Below are 19,757 nucleotides of genomic sequence, written 5' to 3'. Positions count from 1 at the left end.
TTCGGTTCTCCCCCCTCTCAGGGCGACCAGGCATGAAATGACGGCCTTAGTTTGGTGCCCTAGACGGAACCTGTCTCATGCCGATCCGCGAGGACGACAACCGACCCAACCGGCGCTTCGGGATCATCAACCTTGTGTTGATCGGTTTTGGGGTGCTGTTGCTGTTCAGCAGCTTCATTCCTAATCCCGGTATGCAGGTGCCCCGCGTGCCGTACTCCCTGTTCATTGATCAGGTGAATGACGGTGCCGTGAAACGCGCGTTCATCACCCAGGATCAGATTCGCTACGAGTTGGCCAACCCCGAGGAGGGTGCTCCGGCAGTGCTGGCCACCACGCCGATCTTCGACATGGATCTGCCCCAGCGCCTGGAGAGCAACGGGGTCGAGTTCGCAGCCGCTCCACCCAAGAAGCCCAATATCTTCACCACGATCCTCAGCTGGGTGGTCCCACCGCTGATCTTCATCCTGGTGCTTCAGTTCTTCGCCCGCCGTTCCATGGGTGGCGGTGGTGCCCAAGGTGCCCTGAACTTCACCAAGAGCAAGGCCAAGGTGTATGTGCCCGATGAGCAATCCCGGGTGACCTTCAACGATGTGGCTGGTGTTGATGAGGCCAAGGACGAACTGACCGAGATCGTTGATTTCCTCAAGACTCCAGAGCGTTACGCCGAGATCGGCGCTCGCATTCCCAAGGGTGTGCTGTTGGTGGGTCCTCCGGGTACAGGCAAGACCCTTCTATCCAAGGCTGTCGCCGGTGAAGCAGGTGTTCCCTTCTTCATCATCAGTGGCTCGGAATTCGTCGAGCTGTTCGTGGGTGCCGGTGCCGCCCGGGTCCGCGATCTGTTCGAGCAGGCCAAGAAAAACGCGCCCTGCATCATCTTCATCGACGAGCTCGATGCCATCGGTAAGAGCCGTTCCGGTTCGATGGGTGTGGTCGGCGGTAATGACGAACGCGAGCAGACCCTCAACCAGCTGCTCACTGAAATGGACGGCTTTGCCTCCAAGGACAAGCCCGTGATCGTGCTGGCGGCCACGAACCAGCCCGAAGTGCTCGATGCCGCTCTGCTGCGTCCTGGCCGCTTCGATCGGCAGGTCTTGGTGGATCGTCCGGATCTGTCTGGACGCAAGACGATTCTTGAGATTTACGCCAAAAAAGTGAAGCTCGCTGATGGGGTGGATCTCGATGGCATTGCCCAGGCCACCAGTGGTTTTGCCGGCGCCGACCTTGCCAACCTGGTGAATGAGGCGGCACTGCTGGCGGCCCGTGCCAAGCGCACCAAGGTGGAGCAGGAGGATCTCGGCGAGGCGATCGAGCGCGTGGTGGCCGGCCTTGAGAAGAAGAGCCGTGTGCTTCAGGCCGATGAGAAGAAGGTGGTGGCGTATCACGAAGTGGGTCACGCGATCGTCGGTCACCTGATGCCTGGAGGCAGCAAGGTGGCCAAGATCTCGATCGTGCCCCGCGGGATGAGCGCCCTGGGCTACACCCTGCAGCTCCCGACCGAAGAGCGCTTCCTCAATTCCCGCGAAGATCTCGAGGGCCAGATCGCCACTCTGCTGGGAGGGCGTTCAGCAGAGGAAATTGTCTTTGGCAAGATCACCACGGGTGCAGCCAACGATCTGCAGCGCGCCACTGACATTGCCGAACAAATGGTCGGCACCTATGGCATGAGTGACACCCTCGGCCCTCTGGCCTACGACAAGCAGGGTGGTGGTCGCTTCCTCGGCGGCGGCAACAATCCACGCCGCACGGTGAGTGATGCCACCGCCCAGGCCATCGATAAGGAAGTGCGGGCCCTCGTGGACAACGCCCACGACACCGCCCTGGCGATCCTGCGCCAGAACATGGCCCTGCTCGAGACCATTGCCCAGAAGATCCTCGAAAAAGAGGTGATCGAGGGCGACGAGCTCAAGGAGATGCTGGCCGCCAGCGTGTTGCCTGAATCCGCTGCGGCTAGCGCCTGACACTTGACGAAAGGGGCTCTGATCCCCGATAAAGCTCCTTTGAAACCCAGTCATGGTTGCCTCCGCTCAGGGTGTCGCCTCTGTTCTCTCGCCCCTGAGCGGCCGTGACTTCCTCTCGTCGGCCGATGCGACGGCCGAGCAGACCGCAGCCCTTCTTCAGCTGGCTCTTCAGCTCAAGACTGGTGACCGTCGTATTGACCTAGGCAACCGGGTGCTGGGGCTGATCTTCACCAAGGCCTCCACCCGCACGCGGGTGAGTTTTCAAGTGGCGATGGCCCGCCTTGGCGGCCAGACAGTGGATCTCAATCCCCAGGTGACGCAGCTGGGCCGCGGCGAACCGTTGGAAGACACGGCGCGGGTGCTCAGCCGCTTCTGCGATGTGCTGGCGATCCGCACCTTCGCTCAGCAGGAGTTGGTGGATTACGCCTATTGGGCTTCGATTCCGGTGATCAATGCGCTCACCGATCTGGAGCATCCCTGCCAAGCCCTGGCGGATTTCCTCACCATGCAGGAAGCCTTTGGCGATCTGAAAGGACAGACCCTCGCCTATGTGGGCGATGGCAACAATGTGGCCCATTCACTGATGCTCTGTGGTGCGCTCCTGGGCGTGAACGTGCGGATCGGTTGCCCTGAGGGGTTCGAGCCGCTGCCTGGTGTGCTTGACCAGGCCAGGGCGCTGGCGGTGGATGGTGCGGAGATCAGCGTCACCAGCGATCCCGTCGCTGCGGTTCGCGGAGCTCAGGCGCTTTACACCGATGTGTGGGCGTCCATGGGGCAGGAACAAGAACAGGCGGAACGGGAGCGCGCCTTCCAGGGCTTCTGTCTCAATGAAGACTTGCTGGCGGAGGCGGATGCCCGCGCGATCGTGCTTCATTGCTTGCCTGCTCACCGCGGTGAAGAGATCAGCGCTGGGGTGATGGAGGGTGAGGCGAGCCGCATCTTTGATCAGGCGGAAAATCGCCTGCATGCGCAGCAAGCGTTGCTGGTGGCTTTGATGGGCGGCCTCTGAGCCCTTGATCCCTCGAGGGGCTTGTCAAACCACCAGGGCACCGGTACAAATGTATTGACGACCATTTGTCTTGCCGGTGCCCGCTGGATCCCCCGAGCCCCTCACATCTGCTCAGCAGGAGCTTTACGACTGGCTCGCTGATTACATCGGCAGTCACCATCACAGCCCCTCCATTCGCCAGATGATGCAGGCCATGGGGTTGCGATCTCCCGCTCCTGTGCAGAGTCGCCTGCGTCATTTGCAGCAGAAGGGATGGATCACCTGGCAGGAGGGTCAGGCGCGCACACTGCAACTGCTCGGAGGCATTGCCTCCGGTATTCCTGTGCTGGGGGCCGTGGCGGCCGGTGGGTTAGTGGAAACCTTCGATGATGTGCAGGAGCGACTCGACCTGGCGCCGCTGCTGGAAACCCGCGGGCTGTTTGCCCTCACGGTGAATGGCGATTCGATGGTCGAGGCGCACATCGCCGACGGTGATGTCGTGCTGATGGAGCCCGTGACCGATCCCGGCAGGTTGCGGCAGGGGACGATCGTGAGCGCCTTGGTGCCTGGTAGCGGCACCACCCTCAAGCATTTTCATCGTGATGGCGGCACGGTGCGTCTCGAGGCGGCGAATGCCGCCTATGAGCCGATTGAGCTGCCAGCCGATCAGGTGCAAGTGCAGGGCAAGCTCATGGCGGTCTGGCGCCAAGTCTGAGCATCGCGCCTCTGGGCCACGGGATCTGGCCTGCGGCGGTGTAAGCTTCGACACGACGACGGCACAGGCCCAAGGGCTCAACCGACGTTTTTGGGGCCATAGCTCAGCTGGTAGAGCACCTGCATGGCATGCAGGGGGTCAGGAGTTCGAGTCTCCTTGGCTCCATTGACAAAACCCAGTCAGAGACAGGGGTTTTGAGGTTCTGGCGCAAGACCTGCAGAGGGTCAGGTGCACCCACACACACCCACTTGCCCTTGTTTGGCGCATGGTTTGGCGCATGATGGTGGGGACACAGATCCCGCTTCTTAGCTGGTTTTCTGCCCTCCTCTGGCGCATTTGGCGCACGTTTGGCGCATGGCACCCCGTCAGCAATGGTTCGACCTCCTGCGGCTGCAGCTTCGCCAGCAGCACGGCAAGGGTTGGAGCGTGCGGGAGATTGGGGCCAGCAGCCGTAACCCGATCGGACGGTGCCAGCTCACAAGGATTTGGGAGGATCGCACTCGCTCCAGCGTGGTGATGCCTCTGGAGTGGAAGGCCACCAACGCCACCGCGATCCTCGCCACCGTTGGCCAACTGCGCAGCCTGATGGAGGATCGCAACCTCAGCCTGCAGGATGCGCACAAGCTCAACACTGAGTTGCTGTCAGGCCCTGTTGCAACGCAGGAAGGCTTTGCGGGTTGGCCGGAGGTTGCCGCTCGATTCCTGAAGTCTCAAAACGGCAGACGCAGCTCGACACTCCGAGATCTAACCGCAAGGGTGGAGCGAACGCTGCAGGCTTTGCAGAGCAAACCGGCGCCTCGGGATGGTGCTTCCTTGATGCGTACCTATGCCAACAAGTTCTTTGAGAGCTGCCCTGCTGGTGGCGTAGGCCGGAAGCGCAACCTGCTCGACGTGGCTCGCTTTCTCACCTATGCGGTCGATGAGTGCGGAGCGCCGACAAGGTTTTACCCACCGAGCAAAGCGAAGATCAATGAGTTGATTGGTTCAGCCGAGACTTCAGCCGCCGATCACCTGACGCCGCCGGTCATGCCAGAGGATCTTGCAGCCCTGCTGGATCAGTTGGAGGCCGATGGCGAGCATGAGCTGCGGCTGGCGGTTGGGCTGGTGGGTCTGTTCGGTCTAAGACCTGCTGAGCTGGCTGTGCTCCAAGTGCGTGATGGCAAGGCTTATGTGGGCAACGTGAAGCGCAACAGCAGCAATTTGGGCAGCAAAGCCAAACCAGCCCGGCTGGTGAAGCCCATTGATATTGCAGGTCGTGAGGGTGAGGGTGAGCGCCTGCTGCAGCTCTATGCCAGTGGGCTAGTGAAGCTGCCTAAGTCGATCCGCACTCAGATCGCCCTGGTGGAGAAGAAGGGCAAGTTCCAGGACGTTGGAGCTGACTTCCGCCAGAAACTGGAGCGCTACAAGCCATGGCAGGCATTGGTGGCGCGATGCGCAGGGATCACCCCTTATTCACTGCGGCATGGGTATGCGTGGAGGGCACACTGCTGCAGCGCTAACCCCATGCACCCAAGGATCGCTGCAGCCCTGATGGGGCACAACGTTGCCACCCATCTGAAGCACTACGGGCAATGGACTGATGAGGCCAGCCTTGAGGCTGCGGTCGATCGATACAACCAAGGGGTTCACTCTGTGGCTGCCTAGGTGCACATTGCGCCCCCCTGGGTGCACTTATGAATAAAGTCATAACAATTAAGAGTAACTTATTTATCTGATTTTGCCTTCGCGGTGTTTGCAGTGAGTTTGACGGATAACAGGGCGGCATAGGGATTAAGAGGGTGGCGCCGTTTTTGCGAACCGTCCGCATGGTGCGCTTGTCGTTTCAAGCGAACCAACTCAATGTCTGCGAACACAAAAGTCATCACGGCACATCTCAATTTCAATCTCGAAGTCCAACTCTCCGTTCAAGCCACAGAGGTGAAATGGAAGCAGTTAACCAAGGACTACCTAGACCCTGAAGAGAGCTGGGCAAACCAAGCCCAATGGATTATCGGTTGCTTTGTTGAAGATGAGCTGGCTGAGGGCATTAAACAAACACTGAGCACTCGCGCAAAAGTTGATCTGCCGAACGATCCTATTTTTGGTCTGAAGGCAACCAAGCCAGTCGTCAAATGCTCTGACCTCGAAGGCTTTGAGCTTGAGGAGGTGGGCTGATGTTTTTCGACTACACCCCTTTTATGGGCACAAGCCTGATCGGGCAGTTCGAGTCATCGAAGGCTTACTTGGCAAGCCGCTTAGGTGAGCCGACTATCTGCAACGCCGACATACCCTCATCGATGGGGAGGCAAACCCTCTACACATGGGCATTTCGCACCGCCTACGGCCCGGTGATGATTTACGACTACAAGGAATGGGAAGACCCGGACTTTGCTGATGACAAAGTCATCACTTGGCAGGTGGGCGGCAGGGCGGAAAGCTACAGCGCCCGCAGAGTTCACCCCATCAACCAATGGGTGAGCGATCACATTGGGCTAGCTGTTTCTGACATGCGGCCTCCTTGCTACCGCCCAGGGGGAGGAAATGCCCATCAACTGACTCTTACCCAGGAGGTAGCCAAATGAGCACCTCTCAACAGTGGCTACCAACGCCTCAGGCTGCTGTGGCGATCGGCTGCAGTCAGAACCACCTGAAGCGCTGCCGTGATTCTCACGGTGGCTTTCTAGTCGGTGGTGAGGATTACATGCTCGGTTCCTCTCGCAGCGCTGCAATCCTTTGGAATGTTGATGCTGTCAGGAAGGCTTTCCATCATCGCGGAATGATGGCTCGTAAGGCTGAAGCCGTCCTGCGCGAGCTGCAGGAGGCATAAAAAATGGCCCACGCAGTAAGCGCGAGCCTTGGGGGTGGTTGCCCAAGCTTAGCTGACCCTCTGCTGCACCTGCAGCGGGTTGATTCCTTGAGGTCTAGCGATTGGACTGGGAGTAGGGCCAGGTGCTATCTCGGCGATGCGCCAAAGCATGCGCCAGATTGTCTCGGGTGGGCGGCATGTTGACTCGATCGTCCAAGCGCATGCCGTGCCCAATATGCGGGCGCAATAGCGATGGAGACTGCCGATTTAATGATGAGCTCATCCTTTGCCACCTCGGTTCGCGGTTCAGCCCACCAGAACACCTCCAAATCGGAGACGTTGTCAGCATCCATGGCACTGACTGGGCGTTGACTCGAACTGGAGTGGGCTACGACGGCGCAGCCCATCAATTCCAGCTACATCGCCCAAAGCCAACTAAGCGAGGCAGTGGGCCTTCGAGACGTATTCGCAGGCGACGCTCACTGAAGCTGATCGCACGATCTGATCTTCTGCAATTCCTCGCTTTCTATCGGGAGGCAATGCGGTGTCCTGAATTCATTCATTGCACCCCAGATGAGCTGAAGCACTACTTCCGCGCTATTGACACTGCATACCAGCAGGGACCGCAACTGCTGGTAAAGCTGAACTCCCTGGCGAGTTCCGATCAATCTTGGCGGCGATACGCCAAAGCGGTGCAGCTCAAGCTCAAGACACTGGGCTATCAGCAAGCTGATGCCAATTTGTTCAGAAGGAATTGTCTAGGCGAAGTGTTGAACATGGGAGGGAAAGACAATGTCTTCTGAACTTACCTACAACGAGCTTGTCAGGGCCACGCTTGATGCAATCACATCCGGCGACGAAGATGCGGAGATGGAGCATCGATCAGAATTGAAAACTTGCTTCCGCCTTACCGATGAACAAATCAACGGCAGGTTGTTTCGACTCTTAAGCCAAGGGACATTGGTCAAGTCAAATGCACAACATGATTCCGTTGATCTGGCGCACGTGGAGCAACTCACTTACCTGCTGGATGGCTGGATCCCAAGGGGTGATGTAAGCCTGTTCTATGGGGCAGCAGGAACCGGCAAAACATCCCTGCTCGCGGCCATTGCATACGCTCTTGCAAATGGCAGGAATCTGCTGGATCGTGAAAGTCCACCAGAACGACCTGGCCGAGCGCTGTTCATTGCAACCGATGGAGGTAATGCCACCTTCAAGAAAGCATTGGAGGATCTGGCAATTGACCCTCTTGACCCTGTTTTCAAGCCTGGGCACCCTGATCAACGAATCTGGGTGTGGGGCCACGAGCCTGGTCAAGGTCATCAGGCATGGGATGCCAGCATCAATGGCGTGATCAGGCTGCAGCAGTTCATCCAAGCCAAGCTGATTGATTTTGTCGTTATTGACAGCGCCAAATCGGTTAGCTCTCGTGCAGGCTGGAGCTACGCCAGTAACGAAAGTGTTAAAGCGATGCTTTCCTATCTGCGGGAGATCGTTTGCCAGCCAACCGGTTGCAATATCACCTTTCTAAGTCATGACGGCTTTGTAAAGGGTTCTGCGAGCGGTGCGAAAGCTTGGCAGGAAGAGCCATCCATGGTTGTTCACCTGATGCCAGCGACGGATCCCGATGGGCGGTTTACAGGCGTTACTGCGGAATTCAAAAAGGACCGCGCTGCCGTAGTGGATCCGCGAAGGAAGCTGACCTTCAGCCTGAACCGAGAGGATGGGGGTTACGACCTGGCATATGGGACCGCGAAGGTGGGCACCTGCGAGGACGCGATTATTCAGATCCTCTGGGATGCACATCAGCGAGGTGTGCGACACCTCAGCCGCAAAGGGTTAGCTGATGAGGTGTTTGCAGCGCATGGCAAAACTGCTAAGACCGTAGACAACACACTCGGGAAGATGACGCCAAGGCGGGTTGTCAAGCCCAAGCCGGGTTGTTACGCGCTTGCTCCAGGTGAGCTTCAGAGGCTTTCTCCTAATAAAGCTCTTGAAGAAGAAGGAAGGAATTTACGTAAAAGCACTGCAGCGCAAGGGGAGTGGCGACTTCCCGGCCAGTTCCCAGGCCCTGCAGGTGGGAATCCCGAGATCTCCACGGGAATACGATCGGGAACGAACCAAACCCCTTTGCTGGACTGGGATGTCAGCAATTCCCTTCCCATCCAAGAGAGACTCCCCTACGAGATGGAGGACGGCGACGAATGGTGAGCCGAAATCCCAACCGCTTCAGAATTGGCAACTACTTCCAACCCAACCCGCCGAACAGCAAAAGGGTTACGCGGCCATCTCGATGGGGAAATCCGTTTAGGGTCGGCATTGAGGCTGCCGATGCCTTGCAGGCTGTGGCGATGTTCCGCGAACACCTACACCATCATCCTGAGTTGGTGGCACTGGCAAGGCGCGAGCTTGCTGGCTTTGATCTGGGCTGCACCTGCCCATTGGATCAACCCTGTCATGCAGATGTCTGGCTGGAGGTGGCGAATCAACCCTCTGCCCGAGTAGCAGAAGGTCAATGTGCTCAGTCTCATTGCAGCAACTGAGCAGCCTAGCCCAAAGATGCCCATTGATGCGCCATTTCCTGCGTCAACCGCGCTCCAGCAGTCCTGTGAGCTGAGCCAGCAGCTTCACGCAAGCCACTACCTCCCCATAGCGTTCACCAGCAGCAGCCCGGCGGGTTGTGCTCTGCAGGGTGGAAACCATTTGACTAAGCAGCTCATCGCGTTGGGTGCTGCTGATGCCTTCCAGCAGCTGCTGCTGTGCCTTCTGGACATACCTGCGAGCGGTGCGTTCAGACACCCCCGCTTCTTCGGTCAGGGCGGCCACCACCTCATGACGGGGCCGTAGCAGCGACAGCTCCCGCAACACCCACGCCTGCCGGGCTGCTGCTTCTGCTCGGGTGGGGGTCACCATGGTTTGCCCTCCAGCGCGAGGCGTTCTTGAACCTCTGCCCATTCCGTTGGGTGCTGCTCACACCACAGATCCTTGATTGCGCCAGCTTTCCAACACCACACGCAATGGATCACACGCTTGAAGTCATCGGGTTGTGGTGATGGTGCGGACAGGATGCCGCCGCTCACAGCGCGACCTAGGAGGGTGCTGCCTCCAGAGTGTTTGTGTTGCCACCACTGGCGATGCAGATCCTGGAAGGATTGCGGCACCCGTTCGATGAACGTTCTGGTGACAGTGGAAGCCATCAGGCGCCGCCTCCATCGTGTTCTGTGCCATCGAGTACCTCCAGCAGCCGGAGGCGTTCAATGGCAATCAATGCGGCCTCTTCTTGCAGGGCTCCGGCTTGCCTGCGGATCTGTTCTTGTAGAGCATTGATCCGTTCCTGTTTACTGTCGATTGCTTGCATGATCTGATTCTTGTAGAAGTCGCTTTTTACAAGTGCGGGCAATTGTTTATGCCAAACCCACTCAATGAACGCAGGTGCTGGGCCTGAGTTTTCTGGGTTGTCTTCGCGGTCGCGTTCTTCGATGAGTTTGTCGAGCGTGACTTGATAGTCGCGCCCTTCAAGTTTCAGCCAACCGAGCAACGGATGCGAACGGGTGAGGCGCCTCATGATCCAAGCCTCCGACCGTTGACGGGATTGACACCAGCGATGGCGTAACGCTCGCGTTGCTGTTGTGCTGCTGCGTTCTGTTGCTGCAGGCGTTCAACGCGGAGCCGCATCGCTTCGGCTGCCATTTTGCGAGCCTCTGCACGTTCCTCTGCAATGCGAGCGCTGCCTGAGTTGATACCTAAGTAACTCGCCAGAGGTTCGTCGTATGAATTGATTAAACTCCGCGCGGTAAGGTTCGCTTTGATCGCTTCGATGTTTACCGGGCGGCCATAGTTGCGATTCGGCAGAAGCCTTTCCATGCCTGGGATCCTGCGGAGTCTGGCTTCTAGCTTCTTGGCTTCCATCTCGACCGCTTCGAGATCATAGTGAGCCTGGGCTATCTGTTGGTCTAGATCAGGCATGACGGGCAGCGCGACGGGATTGTGGACTAGAAAGTGGGCACTCGGGTTGGCGGGGTAGGTCGTCGTCAATAGATCGACGCTCAGCAGCAGCCTCAGCTTTGAGTTGCTTCAAAACTGCGTGCCCTGCGAGTGTTGTAGGTAATGCAGGAAGGGCCAAAGGGTGGCAGCGGTTACCCAAATTATGGCGAGTTTTTTATTGACAACCACCCCCGCTGTGGTATCATGAATCCGTTGGAAGCGATGCACTCGGCGCACCACCAACTCAACAGCAATCAAAAAGCCAATGAACAACACCGACCGCGTGGAGGTGCTGTGGCAGTTGTATCAACAGCTCGACGCAGTTATCACCTCCGAAGAAATGGAAACCTACCCATTTATGACTCACCTTGCAGATCTCATCAGCGACCTTGAGGACGAGGAATAAAAAAGCGGGGTCTCCCCCGCCTTGATTCACAATGTCTGAGTTTTCATTCTAAAGCTATTCACTCAGTGAGCGCTCCAAAAGGAACGCCAGCAACCCAGACAGCGAGCGTCCTTCTTCATCAGCACGACGCTGCAACTGATCTTTCACTGCCCAAGGCACAGTGCAAGTGATGCGTTCAGGTGTGCGCTGCAAAACTGTTGCAACCGCAGTCAATGCGGGTGACGGCAGGGCACGCCGTGGATAGACAGAAGTCATCAGTTCAATTCCGGTTGGACTGGTCACGGGTCAGGCGGTTGCCGCCGCGCTGGCCCACCAAAAGCTTATGACGCAAAAGAGTTGCACCCTGCAGCATGCAGCAGATCTGCTCCACTGGGCTCTGGCCCAGCTAAGCCAGCCCCAACCCTGCGGGCAGAAGCATCCATGGCTAGAACCCAGTCAGGCAAGGCGGTTTTGAATTTGGCGCATGGTTTGGCGCAAAACAAACTGACACAAATCTCCTGAGCAGTTGTGTGGCAATGGATCTCGGTTGATGTCTCTTCTGCATGGCATGCAGGGGGTCAGGAGTTCGAGTCTCCTTGGCTCCACTTGATTCTCAGGCAAGCGGGGTAGAGGGTTAGCGCAAAAACCTCCGCCTCGTTTTCCGTTTGCCCTAGAACGCGGTCCGCCAGCAGCATGCAGCGCTGCAGGTGCAGCAGGATGCAGCCCATCCCCAGGGCTGCCACCGCCACATCGAGCTTCCCGATCTCGACCACCGCTGTTGCGTCCTGCTTCAGCGCTGCCCAGGGCACGCTCATCCAGCTGTTGGCACCAGCGTTCAGTCTGGCGAGGGCTCGCCCCAACAGCTCCGTAGTGACCCTGCCGCTAGCGACAGGGGAACACTCAGGGAGTCCGCTGCTGTGCCCACCATGAGCATCACGTTCACCCCCGACTTCCTGGCCCGCGTCGCTGAGCAGCTCGGCAGGAGGAGTCATGTCAATGCAGCCTTACTGCACTCAGCAGAGTCAGCAAGCGAATCCCATACACACATGCTGCCTAGAAGAACAGCTGCTGACCATTGATCAGCGTTTGCGATGCTGAAGTGGTAACGCCGAAGTAGATGTTGAGATCATCGACGGTTGCATTTAAGGCTAAGGAATCTCTGGGCAACAGGGGTTTGAGGGCTGCCTGAGCTCGACAGATCTGCTTCTTCCCTTCATTTGACTCCGGGGCCGTTTCTCGATGGCTTTATCGGCTCATTTCTACCCTCATCTGACTGGCATTTGAGCCTGAATTGAGGTGCATGAGCACATCACTTGCGTGCTTATGCTGATGTCAACAACCGGCGCCGGGCAAGGAACAGATTCGTCAGTGCTGACAGCACATGGATCTTGCAGCGGTTCTTGGTCAGGCCACGCAGCCGGGTCTTTTGGAAGCCGAACTGCTGCTTAATCACCCGAAACGGATGCTCAACCTTGGCGCGGATATGAGCTTTGGCAGTCTCGATCAAATCTTGCAGCTTCCCTTCTGGTGTGTCGGGTAGCGCTCGCCGCTTCCCAGGTCGCATCGCCACTCTGAATTCAGCTTTCGCGCCGTCCATCTCGGGCCTTTTGGCGATGCCCTGATAGCCAGCGTCGCCTTACACCACCTCCTCATCGCCATGCAGCAGCTCAGCAGCCGGGCTGAGGTCGTGAACATTGGCAGCCGTAACAACCACCGAATGGATCAGGCCGGAGTCCTTGTCCACACCTGCGTGGACTTTCATTCCGTAGGCGCAGCCTTCCGCGTAGCGGTGATACCACTGGTTGCCCTTCTTGGTCTGGTGCATTTCTGAATCGCGCTTCCCCTCTTTGTTCTTTGGCCTCCGGCCCACTCGGGCTGCGCCCTCGTAGAGGTGGAGCTGGGCGCTGCGATCAAGGTGGCATCCACGATCGTTCCCTGGCGCATCGTCATGCCGCGTGCACTGAGGTGGGCTTTGACGGTCTCAAAGATCCGCTCGCCCAGATCATGCTTCTCCAGCAGGTGGCGGAAGGTCAGGATCGTGGTCTCATCCGGGATCCGATCGCTGATCAGCACGATGCCGGCAAAGCGGCGCATGGTTGGCGTCTCAATCAGAGCCTCCTCCATGGCTGGATCGCTCAGTGAGTACCACTGCTGCAGCAGGTGAATCCGGAGCATGGTGGCCAATGGGTACGGAGGCCGGCCACCCTTCTTGCTCGCCTTGGGGTAGTGAGGTTCGATCAGGGCTACCAGTGCCGCCCAGGGCACGACAGCATCCATCTCAGAGAGGAACTTCTCGCGTTTGGTCTACTTCTTGGCGGTGGTGAGCTCGTAATCCGAGAAGCCGAGCTGCTTGCCGCCCATCACCTCAGTCCTGGCCTGCGATCACGGCTCGATTGTCGCGCGGAAGGCTTGGGTTTTCCAGGGCCTCCCTAACGAGTTGGTCGTGTGGAATTCGTGATGAGTGGCCTGGCAGTCCCTCTCGACTTCTTCACGCTTCCTTGGCTAGTATAGAAGCATCGATTATGGAGGATTCATGTCCCGCAACGACCGCTTCGACGATGACCGCTACGAAAATGAGCATGATGATGACCACTCGTCGAGTGGATCATCATCGTCAAGCGACGATCTTTACGAATACTCCTCGAGTGGATCGTCATCTTCAAGCGACGATCTTTACGAATATTCCTCGAGTGGATCGTCATCTTCAAGCGACGATCTTTACGAATACTCCTCGAGTGGATCGTCTACAAGTTCGACTTCAAATGGCTTGTATCGCCTTGCTGAAATCAGGGATTATGATGGTCATCTTCACGGCGGTTCATCAGACGATCGCATCGAAAGCGGCTATAAGTATCAGGGATTATTTGACGTCAATAATGACGGCGTATATGAAAAAATATACACCAATAGATATTCTGGTCGTTGGGTGACAGAGTGTGAAGATCCCGTTACTGGAATTGTTGATTATGGAGATTATGGTCAAGGTGGCACAACTCGCGTTGTGGGTTTATATTCCGATCCTTTAGTCGAGGCCGGCATCGTAGAAAGAGGTAACACGTATGATAGTCAAGTGCGCTTCCAAAAGGATTTGAGTATTGATAACTTAGTCGTTAAGACTGCGGGCGATTATGATGGTGATGGTATGCAAGAAGTATACTGGAAGACTGTTGATGGAACCGCATACTTGAGAGCATTGATGCATGCTGATGGTAATATTCAGTATGCTAATTATCAAAATGAGCAGCAGATGACTGATTATTTGGTGTCTACGGGGAATGCAGATATCGTTTCTGTCGTAGTATGAGTTGTGATGTTTCGTTAACATCGTGATCTCGCGGCAGCCGCTGAGGCCATGTATGTATTCCAATTAAAGTTTGTTTGTCGTGTCCTCAGTGTCAATTGTGAAGCGACCAGTTGTGATACGTCTTTAACACGTCGGTCTTAATATTCCAGTAATTTCTAATGAAACTCGTTCCTTCGAGTCGTTCTTAATCCGTTCGCTTGCTGGTGGTAACTTACATCGAAGTAAAAGTGGAGCTGTAGTCACTTCTCTGCATGATATTACCTGCGAGTTTTGCGAAGGAGATAGGTTCGGCTTGATTGGCCACAGCAACCTGAAAGTCTACTTTTTATATTCAATCGTTGGTATTTATAGGCATACCCCATCTTTTTGATAAAAATTAAATGTTTTTCCATTTTTATACACAAACTTTATGACGAGCAACGAGTCAAGCGGTCTTCTTGCAATAAAGGCCAGGCCCGCCTGAAAGTCCTTCCGGAACGCCCTTGGCGGCACCGTTGGTGCTTGGTTTGCTCGCGGGGTGTACCCCTTCGCAATGCCCGAGACCGCAGCCCCTACCATTGATTTCAGAGCTGATGCCAACCTGATCAGCTTCCTCAAGGCCATACCCGATGGCGCTACCGCCGCGGGGTGCGCTATCTACAGTGGTATCAGCTGCTTGTCACGGAGCTCGGCATCCTCAGTGACTGCAGGAGTTCACGCGATCTGGAGGCCTTCGCCAAGCGGCACCGAGAGACGCTGAACCAGACGCTGGGCCTGAATTTCAAGCGCTGGCCGACAGATGCCACGTTCCTCTACTTGTTCAACAAGGCTCACCTGGAGCAGTTCGGCGAGGTGCGCCAAGCCTGGATGATCAAGCAGATCCCAGGTGGGGCAACGACTTTGGAACAGCTGGTCTGTGATGGCAAGACCCTCAAAGGCTCCACGATCGAGACTGCTGACGGTAACCACCGGTTTGTCGCCCAGGTCACCATCTACGCCCGTGCCCTCGGTGTCGCCCTGGCGCAGAAGGCTTACGACACCCATCAACCTCAACCTAGGTGTGCAAGGTGTTGCTCTCGCAAAAACATTGTCAATACAGGATCAACAAGACTCGATTCGCGATCTATGTGCTGAATTAATTGACTAAGTCTAGCCTTGTTGGTTTTCCATTTTTTGCTGGAGAGAGGAGTTCACAGATACTATTTGTGAATTCAATATTGATTATTTTTTGAACTAAATTGTAGCGCAGAATACGATTTTCCCGAATCTTGTTGAGAAGGGCTTGTACATCGTTTTGACTCATTCTAGCAACTTTATCCTGATGATGCATTGCTAGCTTTCTTATAGCACTGGCCCAATCGCTTGTATCTAGTGTAGAGCGAAGCACTACATACGTATCGAAATCGCGCATTTGTTGGATTTCTTTATGCGAGCCGACCGGACTAGCTACCGCTGCGAGACCTAAACAGGCGGCATCGAGCACTGGAATTCCGAAGCCCTCAACCAGTGAGGGACTGATCAGGGCAAGAGCATTGAGATAGAGATGGCGCTTAGTTGCTTCATCGACGTAACCGGTAAAGATAATGTTCTTATGTTTATTTGCCAGTTGTTGTACCGTATTGCTGTATTCATCGTTTTGTGGCTGGCCGGTGATGCAGAATTTCACCCCCAGCCGTTCGACACCCGACTCCATAAACGCCCTTAATGCAAACAATATGTTTTTATGTGGAACCAGTGATGAATTGAAGAGAAGAAATCCGAAGGGGTTAAGTGAGTGAAGATGTAGATCTTCGCTGGATTGAATCGTCAATTCGCAGACATTTGCTTCCCAGTCGAGAGCGTCTTCCGGAAAATGCAGTGATGGACATTGGTAAATAACCTTGCTCGCTAATCTTTTTGCATCGCAGTGTGTATCAGGCAGAATTGATGCATTGTATTTTTGCTCTGCATCTTTTGATACAAAGATTCGCCTCGATGAAATAGTCGCATTGAGTCGCTGAAAAAAGCTTGGCAGGTTGTCAAGTGTACGCGCGTATTCGAAGGGGATTAGATCATGCAATGTCTGCACAAAAATATCCGTATTTAAGGGTTCTATGTTTAGTGGACTGGTGCTAATGATGCCGTCAAACCCATTGAGATCGATCTGAAGTTTTTGATTGGATCTTCTTTTCGCTAGGTTGAACGAGTCAGTGAAGCAATCTCGTGCGCAGATGATTCCATCGATGTAACGCAGATATGCAAGTCGCTCGCAGCTCTGGTACGGGCTGCTGATTAGTTGTCCCAATGGTAAAAAGCTAAGTTGATTTGATCTTATTTTCCGTTGTGGGAATAGATTTCTCTTCCATTGACGACCCACTTTTGATATTGACAGACTCCAACCTAGCAACGGTTTATTTCGCAGCCAGCGCTTTAGAGTACTATCGTCATAGGGGTAAGCCTCTCCACTGCTTAGTTGATCGAGCAATCGTGACATGAATACTAATCGTCGTACTGAGTATGGCAATTGGGACTTTCCCTTAATATCACTCGGTGAGAGTTCTGTGAGAAGCCATACTTCGGCTCCTGCTTCTTTTAACGAGTAGATCAGACCTTTGCTAAAGACAGCAATCCCACGATGTTCTTTTCGTTCAAGTTCATATCCACAGACCACGAGCTTGAGACCAAATAATGGTTGCTTAATTATTTCCGAAGCTGATTGAATGGTCATGGTTTGTGTTTGTCAGGAATGATGTAGCTTTTTTGCTTTTAATGCAGTTCTCGCAAATAGAGCTTGATACGTTTTGGGTTTTTGGACCGTGTCTTTTTTTGATCATTTGTCAAATTAAATTTGCACGTCATCGTTTTTTTATTATGCCTATACGTTCTGCATATGATTGTGGAGGTTGGGCTTGGTTTACTTGATCCCACTTTGCCACATCTTGGTGACAATTTCTGACTATTCTACCATGTGGCAGGCATCGAGCTTGTCGTAGGTGATGCCCATAGTGCTCCGATGTATCGCTAAGTTATCCACTCCCGTGGAACTGCGTCTGTATTTTCAGTTCAGCGCTACTTACTATGGGGGGGGGGGTAGGAGCTGTTGAAGTGTTTTAATAAGAGCTACTATGGGTGACAGACGATCTATTCTGCAAATTTTATACTGAATCGACCGATAAATCCCTTGTTATTTTGTTGACTAATTAATGGTAGTAATGGGGATGCGTTGAGGCACTTAGGCGATTTTCCGCAGTTAGCCATCTGTCTTTTTTGATGTTGGAGATATGTTCTCGTAGGCTTATTGATAATGTGTGTGTTAGGAGAATGTGTTCGGTGACCTTCTTTGGCTCTGTCGCTTGGCTTGGCCAAATTTTCATTTTTCATCGCATCAAATTGCGTAGTTAATGTTAAGGTTGATAGGTTTGTGTCATGGTTTAGCATTAGAATAAGAGTTCATTACTGGCTGGAAACGGAGCCTGGTTGTGGAAAAATTTCTTGAAATTATGCATTTGATAAAAGAGCTTAATTTTCAAGTGAAACAGATTAGTGAGGCGGTCTCTTCTTTGTCTGCTCAGCAATTGAGTATCATCTCACAGATGGCGGAGATTGCAAGCTTTGCAAACGCTTCTAAAAATGGTAGATGTTACACATTGAGTGATGGCACTATTTTGACAACCATTTTTACCGGACAAATTATTGCAGTAGATTGGTTAGACGTTTCATTGGCCCCACACATTACGCTCAATGGTGAATGGGAAATGGAAAACACTGCTCGATGCGAAGAAGTCGTCCGAAAGCTTGGGGATAATCCGGTTATTTTCGATGTTGGTGCTAACTATGGTTGGTATGGCTTAATCCTTTCGAGGTTGCATTCCAATTCGAATATATATTTCTTTGAAGCAAATTCGTCGCTAATCCCGAATCTGCAGAAAACAACATTACTCAATGGGATCTCGCTCAGGTCAAAAATTGTGAACAGGGCTGTCTCTGTTGCTTCCGGAGATACGTTAACGTTAAGTATTCCTGGGCTCCATAGGGGTAGTGCCTCTACGCAGGGCTTCAACACAGATCTGGAAATCTTTCATGAAAAATCTGCGGATGTAGTGCAACAAAAGATTGATTCCATTTCACTTGATGACTATTGTAGATCGGAATCAATAGAATCGATTGACTTTCTGAAGATTGACGTTGAGGGTGCCGAGGCTAATGTTCTGCTTGGTGCCAAGGGTGTAATCGAAAAATCTAGTAACTTGTCAATTTTTATGGAATGGAATCGCGGGCGATATCCCGAAGAGGTTTTTGCGATTATAAAAAGTTTTGAAACCTGCTACTCTTTCGATTCTAGCGGAAGGCTTGTTGATCTCAGTGATCTTTTGCACAATTCTTTGGCATTGGCTCACTTTGAGCGTAATTGCGCTAACGCTCTTTGTGTCGATAATAATAATTCTTTTTTTGACATTTACTTGCACAAAAAGATGGTTTTTGTTTGATTGGCTGCTTCGATCTCGGGCCAACTTTGGTGCGCGAAGTAGCTTGTGCAACCACTGATCAAGTATTGGTCTTGGGTTTCCTGTTCCTGCGTAGTTGATCCGGATTTTCGGATATGTTTTTGCTTCTCTTTGTCTTGCTGTAGTTGAGTTTATGTTGCTTGCGTATTCCATTCACCTCAGTTGTCGGTATTGGTGATGCTTTATAAAAGACTCAGGAGCGGTTGTCGGTGCTGTCCTTGGGTGATTTTTTGAATGTCGCTTGCGCCCGTGGATGATTGATGGTTTTATCTGATTGACCGTTTGGCCAGCCCGCGACCGTTTCCAATCAAGCCGGCATCGATCACCAGACCGATGGCGGCACCTGCAGGCCGCTGAAGCTGCCCACTCCACCGAATGAGGCCTGCGCGAAGCACACCCCCAGGGTTGTCGTGGGCAGAAAGAGCACACCCAGAACTGGAAGAATCGGGTTGGGAATTGGCAGGCCCATGAATGGGGCCAACACGAATATTGGACAAAAAACTATACCCACAGGCCTTTTTATGGCTGTTCGTCGGCGATCTCATGCAAGCGGTCGATCAATAGATCCACCTCGGTGTCCACGCCGCCATCCTCGGCCCAGGCATCGGGTTGATGACGCGACAGCACGACCTCATTGAGTTTGGGTCCATTACGGCGTTGCAAAAGATTGGCTTGGCTGGCTTCGCTGGCAGGGACTGTTCGTTCTGTGATTCTTTCTCCCACCAGATGGCAGGCAATCCGACGTCGGTGGGGCATGGCGCGATGCTCCCAGAGGTAGACCGCTTGCCAGATCCCCAGCAGCAGTCGGCCGCCTTGCACCGACAGGGTCATGGTCTGGGCCGTGAGTGCGGTGCGGATGTGGGCGGGCATGTCATCACGGCCTTCATCGTCATGGCGGTAGCGATGGCGTTGGCCGTTCGCTGTCACTGGGCCATGGCCGTCCTGGGGAACCACCGCCTCCATCCAGGCTGCTAGGTCTACGAGTACTCGCGGGTCGGCGTTTTCATTGATCGTGAGGCTGCAGCTGGTGTGGAGGCAGGTGAGGTGCAAAACCCCGGTGTCGATGCCGCTGGCCGCCAGCCATTGATTCAGATGCGGATCGAGGCGCGTGAATCCCTGGCCATGGGTTTCGAACTCGAGCTGTTCCAGCACCTGTTGCATGGCCATGGCGGGGG

22 protein-coding genes, 2 tRNA genes and 2 pseudogenes are annotated in these 19,757 nt (G+C 54.4%); 15 read left to right on the top strand and 11 right to left on the bottom strand.

Features of this window, described 5'->3' with window-relative positions:
* Positions 1-77: 77 nt before the first annotated feature.
* The 11 genes from ftsH to H0O21_RS13710 all read left to right on the top strand — a co-directional run bounded on the left by ftsH (position 78) and on the right by H0O21_RS13710 (position 8,989).
* Positions 78-1,958, top strand: a complete 1,881-nt coding sequence (ftsH, locus tag H0O21_RS12620) for an ATP-dependent zinc metalloprotease FtsH (protein WP_131456280.1) — start codon at positions 78-80, stop codon at positions 1,956-1,958.
* A 52-nt stretch (positions 1,959-2,010) separates the two neighbouring features.
* On the top strand, positions 2,011-2,967 hold the full coding sequence (gene argF, locus H0O21_RS12615; protein WP_131595561.1) for an ornithine carbamoyltransferase: 957 nt from the start codon (positions 2,011-2,013) through the stop codon (positions 2,965-2,967).
* Positions 2,968-3,037: 70 nt separating this feature from the next.
* Positions 3,038-3,661, top strand: a complete 624-nt coding sequence (gene lexA / locus H0O21_RS12610; protein ID WP_131456284.1) for a transcriptional repressor LexA — start codon at positions 3,038-3,040, stop codon at positions 3,659-3,661.
* A 92-nt stretch (positions 3,662-3,753) separates the two neighbouring features.
* Positions 3,754-3,826: transfer RNA gene (locus H0O21_RS12605), tRNA-Ala, on the top strand.
* A 189-nt stretch (positions 3,827-4,015) separates the two neighbouring features.
* On the top strand, positions 4,016-5,305 hold the full coding sequence (locus H0O21_RS12600) for a site-specific integrase (protein ID WP_185189884.1): 1,290 nt from the start codon (positions 4,016-4,018) through the stop codon (positions 5,303-5,305).
* A gap of 195 nt (positions 5,306-5,500) precedes the next feature.
* Positions 5,501-5,815: a hypothetical protein gene (locus H0O21_RS12595; RefSeq protein WP_185189883.1), complete on the top strand. Its 315-nt coding sequence runs from the start codon at positions 5,501-5,503 to the stop codon at positions 5,813-5,815.
* A complete protein-coding gene (locus tag H0O21_RS12590; RefSeq protein WP_185189882.1) occupies positions 5,815-6,222 on the top strand; it encodes a hypothetical protein in 408 nt (135 codons plus the stop codon). Before H0O21_RS12595 ends, H0O21_RS12590 begins: the two co-directional genes overlap by 1 nt.
* Entirely contained in the window at positions 6,219-6,467 is a 249-nt protein-coding gene (locus H0O21_RS12585) for a hypothetical protein (protein ID WP_185189881.1), read from the top strand. The genes H0O21_RS12590 and H0O21_RS12585 overlap by 4 nt, the downstream gene beginning before the upstream one ends.
* Before the next feature lie 362 nt (positions 6,468-6,829).
* A complete protein-coding gene (locus H0O21_RS12580) occupies positions 6,830-7,249 on the top strand; it encodes a hypothetical protein (RefSeq protein ID WP_185189880.1) in 420 nt (139 codons plus the stop codon).
* Entirely contained in the window at positions 7,239-8,657 is a 1,419-nt protein-coding gene (locus H0O21_RS12575) for an AAA family ATPase (protein ID WP_185189879.1), read from the top strand. The genes H0O21_RS12580 and H0O21_RS12575 overlap by 11 nt, the downstream gene beginning before the upstream one ends.
* On the top strand, positions 8,651-8,989 hold the full coding sequence (locus H0O21_RS13710) for a DUF4326 domain-containing protein (protein ID WP_185189878.1): 339 nt from the start codon (positions 8,651-8,653) through the stop codon (positions 8,987-8,989). Before H0O21_RS12575 ends, H0O21_RS13710 begins: the two co-directional genes overlap by 7 nt.
* Before the next feature lie 43 nt (positions 8,990-9,032).
* Here H0O21_RS13710 and H0O21_RS12565 read toward each other — a convergent pair whose 3' ends face one another.
* The 4 genes from H0O21_RS12565 to H0O21_RS12550 are packed head-to-tail and all read right to left on the bottom strand — an operon-like array spanning position 9,033 to position 10,481.
* Entirely contained in the window at positions 9,033-9,359 is a 327-nt protein-coding gene (locus H0O21_RS12565) for a hypothetical protein (RefSeq protein ID WP_185189877.1), read from the bottom strand.
* Complete coding sequence (locus tag H0O21_RS12560; protein ID WP_185189876.1) at positions 9,353-9,643, bottom strand: hypothetical protein; 291 nt, start codon at positions 9,641-9,643, stop codon at positions 9,353-9,355. Before H0O21_RS12560 ends, H0O21_RS12565 begins: the two co-directional genes overlap by 7 nt.
* Entirely contained in the window at positions 9,643-10,011 is a 369-nt protein-coding gene (locus H0O21_RS12555) for a hypothetical protein (protein ID WP_185189875.1), read from the bottom strand. The genes H0O21_RS12560 and H0O21_RS12555 overlap by 1 nt, the downstream gene beginning before the upstream one ends.
* Positions 10,008-10,481, bottom strand: coding sequence for a hypothetical protein (locus tag H0O21_RS12550; protein ID WP_185189874.1), 474 nt, complete (start codon positions 10,479-10,481; stop codon positions 10,008-10,010). Before H0O21_RS12550 ends, H0O21_RS12555 begins: the two co-directional genes overlap by 4 nt.
* Before the next feature lie 214 nt (positions 10,482-10,695).
* Between H0O21_RS12550 and H0O21_RS12545 the strand changes: the two genes are divergently transcribed.
* Positions 10,696-10,836: a hypothetical protein gene (locus tag H0O21_RS12545; protein ID WP_185189873.1), complete on the top strand. Its 141-nt coding sequence runs from the start codon at positions 10,696-10,698 to the stop codon at positions 10,834-10,836.
* Between the two features lie 54 nt (positions 10,837-10,890).
* Here H0O21_RS12545 and H0O21_RS13705 read toward each other — a convergent pair whose 3' ends face one another.
* On the bottom strand, positions 10,891-11,091 hold the full coding sequence (locus H0O21_RS13705; protein ID WP_370523117.1) for a hypothetical protein: 201 nt from the start codon (positions 11,089-11,091) through the stop codon (positions 10,891-10,893).
* 254 nt (positions 11,092-11,345) lie between these two features.
* Between H0O21_RS13705 and H0O21_RS12535 the strand changes: the two genes are divergently transcribed.
* A tRNA-Ala gene (locus tag H0O21_RS12535) sits at positions 11,346-11,420 on the top strand.
* On the opposite strand, the gene H0O21_RS12530 is transcribed toward H0O21_RS12535, so the two are convergent.
* Together H0O21_RS12530 and H0O21_RS12525 are read right to left on the bottom strand one after the other, a co-directional pair.
* A complete protein-coding gene (locus tag H0O21_RS12530; protein WP_185189871.1) occupies positions 11,394-11,807 on the bottom strand; it encodes a hypothetical protein in 414 nt (137 codons plus the stop codon). The genes H0O21_RS12535 and H0O21_RS12530 overlap by 27 nt on opposite strands.
* Before the next feature lie 329 nt (positions 11,808-12,136).
* Positions 12,137-13,176 (bottom strand): annotated as a pseudogene (locus tag H0O21_RS12525) (IS5 family transposase).
* Between the two features lie 172 nt (positions 13,177-13,348).
* Here H0O21_RS12525 and H0O21_RS12520 point away from each other — a divergent pair.
* Positions 13,349-14,119, top strand: coding sequence for a hypothetical protein (locus H0O21_RS12520; RefSeq protein ID WP_185189870.1), 771 nt, complete (start codon positions 13,349-13,351; stop codon positions 14,117-14,119).
* A gap of 693 nt (positions 14,120-14,812) precedes the next feature.
* Here the strand turns inward: H0O21_RS12520 and H0O21_RS13270 are convergent.
* Entirely contained in the window at positions 14,813-15,142 is a 330-nt protein-coding gene (locus tag H0O21_RS13270) for a hypothetical protein (RefSeq protein ID WP_221625463.1), read from the bottom strand.
* Positions 15,143-15,233: 91 nt separating this feature from the next.
* The gene (locus H0O21_RS12510; RefSeq protein WP_255441032.1) at positions 15,234-16,805 is read right to left on the bottom strand and encodes a glycosyltransferase; all 1,572 of its coding nucleotides are present in this window, start codon (positions 16,803-16,805) and stop codon (positions 15,234-15,236) included.
* 751 nt (positions 16,806-17,556) lie between these two features.
* Here H0O21_RS12510 and H0O21_RS12505 point away from each other — a divergent pair.
* A complete protein-coding gene (locus H0O21_RS12505) occupies positions 17,557-18,564 on the top strand; it encodes an FkbM family methyltransferase (RefSeq protein ID WP_185189868.1) in 1,008 nt (335 codons plus the stop codon).
* Positions 18,565-18,848: 284 nt separating this feature from the next.
* Here the strand turns inward: H0O21_RS12505 and H0O21_RS12500 are convergent.
* Both H0O21_RS12500 and H0O21_RS12495 read right to left on the bottom strand, forming a co-directional pair.
* A pseudogene (locus H0O21_RS12500) lies at positions 18,849-19,105 on the bottom strand (hypothetical protein).
* Positions 19,102-19,749, bottom strand: a complete 648-nt coding sequence (locus H0O21_RS12495) for a secondary thiamine-phosphate synthase enzyme YjbQ (RefSeq protein WP_185189867.1) — start codon at positions 19,747-19,749, stop codon at positions 19,102-19,104. Before H0O21_RS12495 ends, H0O21_RS12500 begins: the two are co-directional and overlap by 4 nt.
* Positions 19,750-19,757 lie beyond the last annotated feature (8 nt).

This window comes from Synechococcus sp. HK01-R (assembly GCF_014217855.1).
Taxonomy (GTDB): domain Bacteria; phylum Cyanobacteriota; class Cyanobacteriia; order PCC-6307; family Cyanobiaceae; genus Synechococcus_C.
Note: the sequence above shows the minus strand (reverse complement) of the source record. Positions and strands in the feature narration are given on the sequence as shown.

Excerpts from the sequence above, each read along its gene's own strand:
- ftsH (WP_131456280.1), top strand. The coding sequence starts at position 78 with ATGCCGATCCGCGAGGACGACAACCGACCCAACCGGCGCTTCGGGATC.
- argF (WP_131595561.1), top strand. The coding sequence starts at position 2,011 with ATGGTTGCCTCCGCTCAGGGTGTCGCCTCTGTTCTCTCGCCCCTGAGC.
- H0O21_RS12600 (WP_185189884.1), top strand. The coding sequence starts at position 4,016 with ATGGCACCCCGTCAGCAATGGTTCGACCTCCTGCGGCTGCAGCTTCGC.
- H0O21_RS12595 (WP_185189883.1), top strand. The coding sequence starts at position 5,501 with ATGTCTGCGAACACAAAAGTCATCACGGCACATCTCAATTTCAATCTC.
- H0O21_RS12590 (WP_185189882.1), top strand. The coding sequence starts at position 5,815 with ATGTTTTTCGACTACACCCCTTTTATGGGCACAAGCCTGATCGGGCAG.
- H0O21_RS12585 (WP_185189881.1), top strand. The coding sequence starts at position 6,219 with ATGAGCACCTCTCAACAGTGGCTACCAACGCCTCAGGCTGCTGTGGCG.
- H0O21_RS12575 (WP_185189879.1), top strand. The coding sequence starts at position 7,239 with ATGTCTTCTGAACTTACCTACAACGAGCTTGTCAGGGCCACGCTTGAT.
- H0O21_RS13710 (WP_185189878.1), top strand. The coding sequence starts at position 8,651 with ATGGTGAGCCGAAATCCCAACCGCTTCAGAATTGGCAACTACTTCCAA.
- H0O21_RS12565 (WP_185189877.1), bottom strand. The coding sequence starts at position 9,359 with ATGGTGACCCCCACCCGAGCAGAAGCAGCAGCCCGGCAGGCGTGGGTG.
- H0O21_RS12560 (WP_185189876.1), bottom strand. The coding sequence starts at position 9,643 with ATGGCTTCCACTGTCACCAGAACGTTCATCGAACGGGTGCCGCAATCC.
- H0O21_RS12555 (WP_185189875.1), bottom strand. The coding sequence starts at position 10,011 with ATGAGGCGCCTCACCCGTTCGCATCCGTTGCTCGGTTGGCTGAAACTT.
- H0O21_RS12545 (WP_185189873.1), top strand. The coding sequence starts at position 10,696 with ATGAACAACACCGACCGCGTGGAGGTGCTGTGGCAGTTGTATCAACAG.
- H0O21_RS13705 (WP_370523117.1), bottom strand. The coding sequence starts at position 11,091 with ATGACTTCTGTCTATCCACGGCGTGCCCTGCCGTCACCCGCATTGACT.
- H0O21_RS12530 (WP_185189871.1), bottom strand. The coding sequence starts at position 11,807 with ATGACTCCTCCTGCCGAGCTGCTCAGCGACGCGGGCCAGGAAGTCGGG.
- H0O21_RS12520 (WP_185189870.1), top strand. The coding sequence starts at position 13,349 with ATGTCCCGCAACGACCGCTTCGACGATGACCGCTACGAAAATGAGCAT.
- H0O21_RS13270 (WP_221625463.1), bottom strand. The coding sequence starts at position 15,142 with ATGGGTGTCGTAAGCCTTCTGCGCCAGGGCGACACCGAGGGCACGGGC.
- H0O21_RS12510 (WP_255441032.1), bottom strand. The coding sequence starts at position 16,805 with ATGACCATTCAATCAGCTTCGGAAATAATTAAGCAACCATTATTTGGT.
- H0O21_RS12495 (WP_185189867.1), bottom strand. The coding sequence starts at position 19,749 with ATGGCCATGCAACAGGTGCTGGAACAGCTCGAGTTCGAAACCCATGGC.